Origin of the sequence: Odoribacter sp. N15.MGS-14, assembly GCF_000980245.1 — a bacterium.
Lineage (GTDB): Bacteria > Bacteroidota > Bacteroidia > Bacteroidales > Marinifilaceae > Odoribacter > Odoribacter splanchnicus.
Genome location: NZ_LARE01000087.1, coordinates 1 through 9,698, shown reverse-complemented (window position 1 = coordinate 9,698; position 9,698 = coordinate 1). Strand labels below are relative to the sequence as shown.

9 protein-coding genes are annotated in these 9,698 nt (G+C 45.3%); 2 read left to right on the top strand and 7 right to left on the bottom strand.

Features of this window, described 5'->3' with window-relative positions; genetic code table 11:
- The coding region (locus WS34_RS13250; RefSeq protein WP_286693787.1) for a response regulator at nt 1–372 on the top strand (372 nt) is incomplete at its 5' end.
- Here WS34_RS13250 and WS34_RS13245 read toward each other — a convergent pair.
- Genes WS34_RS13245 through WS34_RS13235 form a run of 3 tightly spaced genes read right to left on the bottom strand, consistent with a single transcriptional unit; the run spans nt 364 to nt 4,825 of the window.
- Nucleotides 364–1,278 (bottom strand): DUF2156 domain-containing protein, encoded by a 915-nt coding sequence (locus tag WS34_RS13245; protein WP_046405361.1) that lies wholly within the window; start codon nt 1,276–1,278, stop codon nt 364–366. The genes WS34_RS13250 and WS34_RS13245 overlap by 9 nt on opposite strands.
- Before the next feature lie 52 nt (nt 1,279–1,330).
- A complete protein-coding gene (locus tag WS34_RS13240; RefSeq protein WP_046405358.1) occupies nt 1,331–2,695 on the bottom strand; it encodes an MATE family efflux transporter in 1,365 nt (454 codons plus the stop codon).
- A gap of 21 nt (nt 2,696–2,716) precedes the next feature.
- On the bottom strand, nt 2,717–4,825 hold the full coding sequence (locus WS34_RS13235; RefSeq protein ID WP_046405367.1) for a DUF3352 domain-containing protein: 2,109 nt from the start codon (nt 4,823–4,825) through the stop codon (nt 2,717–2,719).
- 103 nt (nt 4,826–4,928) lie between these two features.
- Here WS34_RS13235 and WS34_RS13230 point away from each other — a divergent pair, with 103 nt between their 5' ends.
- Nucleotides 4,929–6,254 (top strand): MATE family efflux transporter, encoded by a 1,326-nt coding sequence (locus WS34_RS13230; RefSeq protein ID WP_046402600.1) that lies wholly within the window; start codon nt 4,929–4,931, stop codon nt 6,252–6,254.
- Nucleotides 6,255–6,514: 260 nt separating this feature from the next.
- On the opposite strand, the gene WS34_RS13220 is transcribed toward WS34_RS13230, so the two are convergent.
- The 4 genes from WS34_RS13220 to WS34_RS13205 all read right to left on the bottom strand — a co-directional run.
- On the bottom strand, nt 6,515–6,967 hold the full coding sequence (locus WS34_RS13220; protein WP_286693786.1) for a hypothetical protein: 453 nt from the start codon (nt 6,965–6,967) through the stop codon (nt 6,515–6,517).
- An 11-nt stretch (nt 6,968–6,978) separates the two neighbouring features.
- The gene (locus tag WS34_RS15720) at nt 6,979–7,458 is read right to left on the bottom strand and encodes a YtxH domain-containing protein (protein WP_195426841.1); all 480 of its coding nucleotides are present in this window, start codon (nt 7,456–7,458) and stop codon (nt 6,979–6,981) included.
- 84 nt (nt 7,459–7,542) lie between these two features.
- Complete coding sequence (locus tag WS34_RS13210; RefSeq protein WP_046402597.1) at nt 7,543–8,178, bottom strand: HAD family hydrolase; 636 nt, start codon at nt 8,176–8,178, stop codon at nt 7,543–7,545.
- 559 nt (nt 8,179–8,737) lie between these two features.
- Nucleotides 8,738–9,698: S8 family serine peptidase (locus WS34_RS13205; RefSeq protein ID WP_046405355.1), on the bottom strand; the 961-nt coding region annotated here is incomplete at its 5' end.

Below are 9,698 nucleotides of genomic sequence, written 5' to 3'. Positions count from 1 at the left end.
ACCCTGAAGCCGTCCGAAAAACCGACGATATTGGTGGCGGAAGATACGGAGAGTAATTTTTATCTGATTTCCACATTGTTGAAAAAAGATTATACAATACTTCGGGCCCGTACCGGTTTAGAAGCAGTGAACCTGTACCGTCTGAATCACCCTGAGCTCATCCTGATGGATATGCGTATGCCCGAAATGAACGGTTGGGAAGCAACCCGTATCATCCGGGAACAGGACCCGCAGATCCCGATCGTCGCCCTGACGGCTTTTGCCTTCGACAGCGACAAAAGCAAAACCCTGGAAGCCGGTTGTAATGCCTGTCTTTCCAAACCCATCGCTTCACTTTTGCTGAAACAAACGATCCGTGAGTTATTAGAGTAGTCGGTCCCAGGTGCCTTCGGCACAGATGGCTACCCCTTTTTCAAGAAGACATACGGGACGATAAGAGAGCTTTGCCTTCCTTAAGCCGGAGATCCCAAGATCTTCTTCGCGGTTCAGGTATTTGAATTGCACGGGTAAACGGGAAGCAAATTCCTGATTAATGGTATTATAAGCCCCTTCGTAACCGGCCAAGGCTTTTTCGGCATGAATACAAAAGGTGTTCCGGTTCACAGGCATACCGAAGGTAAAGGCGATAATCTTTCCTGCCACCCAGATGACACCTCCGGTAAGTCCCAACCGGTTAAAATGCTGCATACCATATATCAAAGCCTGACGTTCGTAACCCAACCCCTCGTCTTCCTGGCAACGCCGGTCTTCACACCATTCGTCGTACATATGCAAACAATCGGGAATCATCTCTTCGGTCATAGGTGTATACCGGAAATCATAACTTTTGCGGAATTTATTCACATGGTTGCGTTTTGTCTGGAAATCTTTACCACGCAAATCGGCCAAATCGGTTCGCAGATATAGATAATCGAAATGATCCCGGTCGGTACGGTATTCGAACACGTCCGGGAATTCTTTTTCCAACTGTGGCTGCATATCGGACACAATACCGTATAGATACAGAGGTATGTCTTCTTCTTTTGCCTGGCGTGCTAAAAGCCGGATCACCTCTTTGCCGGCACTTTCTCCTCCCGGCAAGGTATACACCACCCGGTTTTCCGGGAAACAAAACCGGAATACCAGTTGGTCCCGGAGGATAGCATAACTACTGCAAGTCAGAAACTGCCAGCAACAAAGATTGGCAAAAGAAAGATTATTGTCCTGCCGGTCAGCGGACCAAAGAAATGAGGTCAATAATTCACGATCCTCCAATACCACCGATTTAAAATCAATCATAGCCGTTTTTTCCCTATATACGGGAAGAACCGGAGAGAGTTTCAGCCTGCAATTAAGCTATCGTCTGCAGGCCATGGGTTTTCTTCAGATACCAGCGTAATGTCAGAATAGCAGCTATAAAAGCCAATGTATCGGCTAGCGGCATACTTCCCCAAACTCCGTAAATATCCAAACCGGCCATATGGGGCAGCGTATAAAGCAAGGGGATTAAGAATAGTAACTGCCGGGCCAAAGACAAAAGAATAGAAATCTTTGCTTTCCCGATAGACTGGAAAAAATTAGTTATCACAATCTGTGCCCCTACCATCGGGAAAGACAAGATGGTGATACGCAGGCCGACTTCCGCTAATTTATTCAGTTCCGCATCGTCCGAAAACATCGCCACGATATGCCCGGGCAACAGCTCACTGCACACCCAACCTAATCCCATAATGGTCACAGCTATCCGGATCACTTTCTTCAACGTTTTCTGAACCCGTTCAAAATGCCTCGCACCGAAATTATATCCGACGACCGGTTGCATTCCTTGCGTCAATCCGATCACCACCATTACAAATAAAGTAGCCACCCGGTTGACAATGCCATAAGCACCGATGGCCAAATCTCCTCCATAAATCTTGAAGTTATGATTCAGAACGATCACTATCCCACTGGCACACACATTCAGGAGAAAGGGAGCCATTCCGATCGAGAAAATACTCATGATGACATGTTTTCTCAAGTGGTAAAACCCTCTTCGAAAATGGATGTAGCTGGAACTATGTAGAAAATGGTTCAACACCCATGCCAGCCCTCCCATCTGCGCCAGGATCGTAGCCGTCGCAGCTCCCCGGATTCCCCAATCGAGGTGGAAGATAAAAATCGGAGCCAGAATGATGTTTACTCCTACCGTCAGCAGGGACGATAACATCGCTTTTTTAGGATACCCCGTTGCACGCATCACATTGTTCAAACCGATAAATAAAAAAGAAACAGGATTTCCCAATAGCAACACCTGCATAAAATCGCGGGCATAGGGTAAGGTGGAAGTACTTGCTCCGAAAAAAATCAATATTTCATCCAGGAAATAATAGGTGATTCCTCCGAAACATATCCCTGTCAGGATACATAATATCAAAACATTATGCAACACTTCGGTCGCCTTCAGATCATCCTTCTGTCCCAAGTAAATAGAACTGATCGCAGCGCCACCGACACCGATGAGTGTACTGAAAGCGATAATCAGATTCATCAGCGGAAAAGTCAGGGCCAGTCCCGAAATAGCCAGAGGTCCCACTCCATGTCCGATAAAAATACTGTCTACGATATTGTACACAGACGTAACGGTCATCGCAATGATAGCAGGTATCGAATATTGTATCAACAACTTGCCGATGGATTCCGTTTCAAGTACATGAGGATTTTTTGTCTGTGTCATAGAGCGTTATTTAGTCGGGGATTAAAATTTCAATTTTTTTTCTATTTCCCCGGTTACTTTATAATATTTCCAGGTTCCTGTGCGTCGTCCTTTCTTATATTTTCCTTCTCCGAAGAGATGGCCGGTAGAATAATAGAAACGGGCCTCACCGTGCCTCAGCCCCCTATTATACTCCAACTCGGTTTTCAAAGTTCCATCGGAAAAAAATTCTTTATAAGCCGTAATCTTACCATTATCGTATGTCACCTGTACAGCAACTACCCCATCCGGATAGAAAAAACGGGATTCTCCCTGCAGCTTACCTTCCCGGTAGAGCAACTGCGCGACAACCTGCCCCTGCCGATCGGTAATCTTCCAAATGCCTTCCGGGTCACCGTTACTTAGTTTGCCGGCATAGTCCAGTTGCTCAGTCCGATAAGCATAATCTCCCCGGGTACTCACGGCGATGCTATCGGGAATCACCACATGATAATACCCGGACTCGATCAAGTCGGCCTGTTTTTCGAGTGACCGACTGAGTTCGCGGATCTCGTAATCCCGGGCAGCATCGACATTGTGAATAGCCACCAAATGCGTTTCATACCCACTTCCAGCATTGGTCAAAGTGAAACCGATGGCCTCGAAACTCTGAAAAGCCCCCTTATTCTTTACAAATTCAGCACGATCTTCCGGTGGCAAAGAACGAAAGAGATATTCGTAGGTCTCGGGCGAACTAACATATCCGTATATATTACTCCGGTTACCCAATTCACTCATCAGATCATTGTATTTTTCGTCCTGAACGAGGGTATTCCCCAAGGAATAATCTTTTATCATAGCAGCCAGGGTAGACGACGAATTACTGAATACCACATAATCGCCGATAAAGGTATAGTAGGGCTTGTCGAACTTACTGAACCATTTCCCCAGAAACATATTGAAAAAACCTTTCAGGCTGAGATAACCGATTGTATGTCCGTTATAATCGATATTCCGAAAACGCACAGGGGTCTTCCGCCCGATTTGTTCGGCCAGATAAGCCAGCTGATCTTTAGCCAGATCGATATCTTTGGCCCGGATGGCCAGTATCAGGTTATCCAGCCGGTTTTCCTGATCGACTGCCGGTTTGACAATCGCTATTTCATTCCCCATCCACGAAGTGAACAATCCGGCCAGATCCAATCCCAGAAATTTATTCAAGCGGGTTACGGTCTTTTCATATCCCTGAAATTCTTTCAGGTTATTTACCTTATAATCTTCCAGCAATATATTCTCAAGCTCTTCGAACGAACTGTAACATACCGATACGTATGCCGCCACATGATTACCGATAATCTCTCTGACCGACGATTTATTACCCTCCACCAGATTTAAAGCACTCCATAGTGAAAAGTTATGCCTGCTGGGATAGGTTTTCCCCGAAAAGGCAAGCGCTTTATCCTGCAGTTGCAAAGCTAACGCTGTCGTCTCGAAAGCAGAAGAATCGGCATTGGTGGCAGCTTCACCCCAAAGCATCTTCATCCATTTTTCGAACCGGGTATGTTCGAGTTCCAGACGGATATCCCCGGTATTGCTTTGTTCCTGGAAAGCCGGATGTCGCCCACAAGTCTTCCAGGCCCGGGTGACTAATTTTTCAGAAAAGGAGATAAACAACAGATTGGCTTTAATCGCATAATATAATTTCAGCTCCCCGATCCTGATCCCGGTAACGTCTCCCTTCCTGCTCATTTGTCCGTCGCCCAGCACCCCTCCCACCAAGCCGTCGAATGCCTGGATAACATTCAGTTTCCCAAGATCGCAGACATACAATAAGTCATAATCGGTTGCAGAAACCAAATGGCAGGACACCGCAAAAGGGCGGTCTGTCAGTAATTTTCTCAATCCGGGATATACCTCGCTCAACGAATCGGCCAGATTCAGATTGGCATGATATTCTTCGAAGTAAGGATATGCTTTCAGAGATGCCCAAATCCGATTCCGGTATAATTTGTCACGTATTCGATTAAAAGAAGGGGTCTCGACAATAAATACCGCATCTTCAGGAATCCCTTCCCTGACGCGATACATACCGGATTGACGGAAAACCAGATACCAAATTCCGCCTGCCGCCAAAAAAAGCAAGAGTACCAAAAACACCAGACGCCTTTTCATAAAATAACGAATAGATAGATTCAGACGAAAATACACAATTTTCTGCTATCTTTGCCGGTCCGATCTTTAAAAATACGCCTGGTTTTATATAAACAGAATCCATATGCGTTTTACAAATCGTCAAATCTTAAAAATTGCAGGTCCGATACTCGTCAGTGTCCTTATGGAACATCTGATCGGAATGACAGATACCGCTTTTTTGGGAAGAGTCGGAGAAGTAGAACTGGGAGCTTCAGCCCTGGCAGGAGTGTATTATCTGGCCATTTTCATGCTGGGTTTCGGTTTCAGTACAGGGGTACAGATTATGATCGGCCGGCGAAACGGAGAAGGAAATTATACGGCGATCGGCGAGCTGTTCAACCAGGGATTCGTATTCCAATTTCTTCTGGCTACTTTTATCTTTTTTGCTACCCGTTTCGGCTCTCCTTTGCTACTCCGGCATCTGATCGACTCGCCACAGGTATACGAAGCTACTTTAGAGTATATGAACCGGAGAATTTTCGGTTTGTTCTTTTCGTTTACGGCGTTGATGTTTCGTGCCTTTTATGTCGGAATTGCCGATACGCGGACACTAACCGCCAACTCCCTGGTGATGGTCGGTACGAATGTTGTGCTCAACTATATCCTGATATTCGGTAAACTGGGTTTTCCTGCTTTAGGAATTGCAGGGGCAGCGATTGCTTCCGTCCTTGCAGAAGTCACGTCGTTGCTCTTTTTTATCGTATACACCGGCTTGAAGATCGACCGGCAGAAATATCGTCTTTACCGTTTCCACCGCATAGAAATCCACTTACTCAAACGAATTTTGGGTATTTCGATCTGGACAATGGTGCAGGCATTTATTTCTATCAGCACCTGGTTTTTATTTTTTATCGCTGTCGAACACCTCGGAGAACGGCCTTTAGCCATTACCAATGTGTTAAGGAATATCTCCTCCCTTTTCTTTATTATCGTCAGTGCTTTCGCCACTACCGCCAGTTCATTGGTAAGTAACCTGATGGGGTCCGGAGATTCCGGCAGGGTAATGGATACGTTCAAAAAAGTGTCCCGGTTATGCTATGTTTTTATCCTCCCTCTGATATTCGTGATGGCCTTATTTCCCAACAGCGTTATGCGGATCTATACGGATAACTCCGCTCTTATCCAAAGCGCGGTACCGGCCTATTATGTGATGATCTTCGTCTATCTGGTCAGTGTACCGGCTAATATTTTATTCAATACCGTATCCGGAACAGGAAATACCCGGTCGGCACTTTTTATCGAACTGATCGCTTTGGTAGTATATGTCCTGTCGGTGATCTATCTGGTAATCTATCTAAAAGCCGATGTCGCCACCTGCTGGACAACCGAATACATTTATCTGGCTTGTATGTTTTCATTAACCTGTTGGTATATGAAAAAGGGAAACTGGAAAAATAAAAAAATCTGACCCGGTATCGGTTTACATTGGAAATTTACATGAATTTATCGTGCCGACGACGGAACATACTTTTAAAGACTTGCCATCCCACTTCTCCCATCCAGCGGTAAAGGATTGGTTTTCCCAATTGCCAAGCCATATTGAGCCACGGATTACCCGCAAGGCCGAAGCCACCCTGTTTTTCACCATTATTCCTCCGGTGTGGCATAAAGACAGCTGAAATTTCCGACCACATCAACCGTCCGGCATGAGAGCGGATATATTGCCAGTCAGCGGAAATTTTCTCTTCCGTTTCCTGACACAGCCGTCGGATCTCCCTCTTCTCCAGGATAACCTGGCCGAGAGGAGTTTGGGGATTGATCTTTGTCGTCTTCATCGTCATTCGCTTGCAAAGCTTCGATAACAGTATTCATTAACCTGATCCGGATTCCATCTTTCATTCCCCAGACTATCAAAGTGAACAATAGATAAATACCTCCGACAATCAGAAAACCGAGTGCCGGACTATCCAATAATTCCCCCAGATAGCATCCCAAGGCGACAAACAGAAACAGAACCGTAAAAAAAGACAGTAACAACAAGATAAGGCTATGTGAGAGAACTGCGAGTACAATAGCAGTCCTCTCGATAGCCATTAATTTCAGTAGACGGAGTTTCAACCTAGCATAAGTTGAAATATCTTCCTTCAATTCAGTAAATATTTTCTCTGCAGCATTCTCCATCACCTCCCTGATCAGTTAGCCGACTTTTCAGAGTTCTTTACCCGATCTTTCAGATCATTCACGTCTTTCCGGTAATTTTCAGCATATTGGGCTTGCTTTTGTTCATCAGCCTCAGCCCTGTTGTCCATCGTTTGCCGGAAATCATTTGCTTTCTGAGAAAGGTTGTCGGCAGTAGCACTAGCTTTATTACCGGCAGCCTCAGCCCACTCTTCGGCTTTATCCCCGGCTTTGCCAGCCCATTGTTGTGCTTTATCGCCCACCTCTTCGGACCATTCTCCGGCCTTATCGGCAAACTTCGAACCGGCATGTTCAGCTTTTGCTTTTACTTTTGAGAATACCGACCTGGCACCATCTTTGATTCCATGTCCCACTTCCCGCAGATCTTCCTCCAGTTTCCGGCGATGTTCACCTGTCATCAGATAACCGACAGCGGCTCCGACAAGTGCTCCAATCCCCAAGCCTAATAACAGTTTTGAATTCTCGCTTTTCATAATCTTTCGTTTTTATCGTATTGTATATACTCAACGAAAGGAGAAAGCAAAAAGTTTGGTTTTTAAATAAACTTAAAGCAAATTTCAAGACAACAACTCTAAAATCTTTTCCGGTTGACTAAAATCAGGAATGACAGCCGAAACCTTATCGCAAATAGCTTTTTCAGGATTCGTCGTGGCCACCCCGATCACCCGCATCCCGGCAGCCGTACCTGCTTGTATCCCGGAAAAGGAATCCTCGAAAACAACACATTCCCCGGGCTTTACCTGTAAATCCCGGGCAGCCAGTAAATAACACATCGGATCGGGTTTGCCGGCCGTTATCCGGTCGGCCGTTACCATCGTGTCGAAAACCGTCTCTAAGCCCAGGAGCTTTAAAGCACGCTCCATTTTAATCCGATAAGAACTGGTTACCAACCCCACCCGAAAACCTTTAGCTTTAAGCATATGCAAAAACTGAACAGCCCCCTTTACTTCCGGAAAATCCATCGTTTCTTCGTATTCCTCACAAGCCCGGGTGATTTTCTCATGTTCTTCGGAAGAATAATCCGAAAAATAGAGTTTATAAATCCGTTGCAAAGTCGTCCCTTTTATTTTTGCCGAAAAATCCGGAATACCGATATGATATTTCTCCGCTATTTGTCCCCAGAAAATGTCATAGAGCGGCTCCGTATCCGCCACTACACCATCGAAATCAAATAATACCGTCGTTATGCTCATGATTTAGAGTTGCTGAGTTATTGAGTTACTGAGTTATTGAGTTTACAGAGCGTAAAATTAATTATTTTAGGTATTCATATACATGTTTACACTAAATGTAGGTTTATTTTTTTTTCTATTCCGATTCCGGGTTTTATACCGTCAGACCGGTTCGCCTGGAACGGTCCGGTAAGGCTTTCCTTCACTGACCGGCGGAACTCCTCACTACGTTCGTCAGACACCACCGGCCGGACGTTCGGAAAACCTAACCGGACACTCGTTCCAGCTCCAATGGTCGACAATTCCGATCACCGGAGACGAATTGGTAACGAAATAAACCTACGTTTGCAGGTGTAAATTAGGTATATAACCACCTCATTTTCAATAAAAAGATCGTATATTCCTTTGTTTCTCAAGTTGTTTTTGAACTTTATTTGGAAAATAGCGCTTATTTATCGGGTAATTCGGCAAAACTAATCTCCGATTAGTTATAAAGATCCATCATGCTTGAAGACAAAATAAATTGGATTTCCGGCTATTGGGAACAGAACAACCGGAAATCCAACTTATTTATCTTTCATCAATATCCTCTGCGTGTCAACTCTTCCCAAATCTTAGCGGGATTCATCCGCCCGTGTCCGTATACCTCGTCACATCCGGGTGAACCTAAGTCGTCGGCCGTAGAAAAGATCAGCTGAGCGATATCGTTGTTCGTGTAATGAGGCGCACGCCGCTTGATTTCAGCAGCAATCTTCACGACATAAGGCGTGGAAAAACTGGTACCGTCTATTTTAGCATCCATCATATTGAACGCATAATAGGTACATATCCAGCGTTCTTTCAGGATCGGTCCGGGTTTATTTCCGTAACCGTCGTCTCTTCCGACAACAATCCAATCGTTGAAATGTCCGTTGTCACCGACATTCTGCACGACATAAGCAGCCCCCACATCCCCGGGTTTATAGAAAGCCATTTGCCCGGCCGTAAAAGGCCCTTCGGGATTCCAACCGAAATGAGGCAGGATATGATCTTCCCAGCTCAAACCACCCAATTCGAGACACAGGTCCCAGGCTTCCTGGGTAAACGTATTACTTCCGTTCCCTGCACTGGTGATGACCAGTGGGAATTTCGGAAATTTTACCCGATCTTCGAACTGCTCCAGATTCCGTCTGGCAGCATCGAGGCTGAAAACCGAAGTACTGGCATTTACAATATCACAAGATACCTGATTGGGGTTGAAATCATCATAGTTTTCTGTAATATGCAATTTTATATCGGCATGAGTCGGAAAGAAATTCTGTTTAAGGTTCTGTTTATCTTCATCGCTAATCACCCAGGGCCAGGCTTCATTGCGCAACACGTACAGGATATTCTGTCCATGTTCTTCTGCATCGATCACCAACACATTCACTTCTACACCCGGATCGTTTTCGGGCATTCCGGGATAAGCGGCATACTCCATTCCCGGTACCCATTCTTCGGAACCACTGTTATCTGGAATACTGATATTCATATCGTTATCGGGCAAATCAGGCGGAATC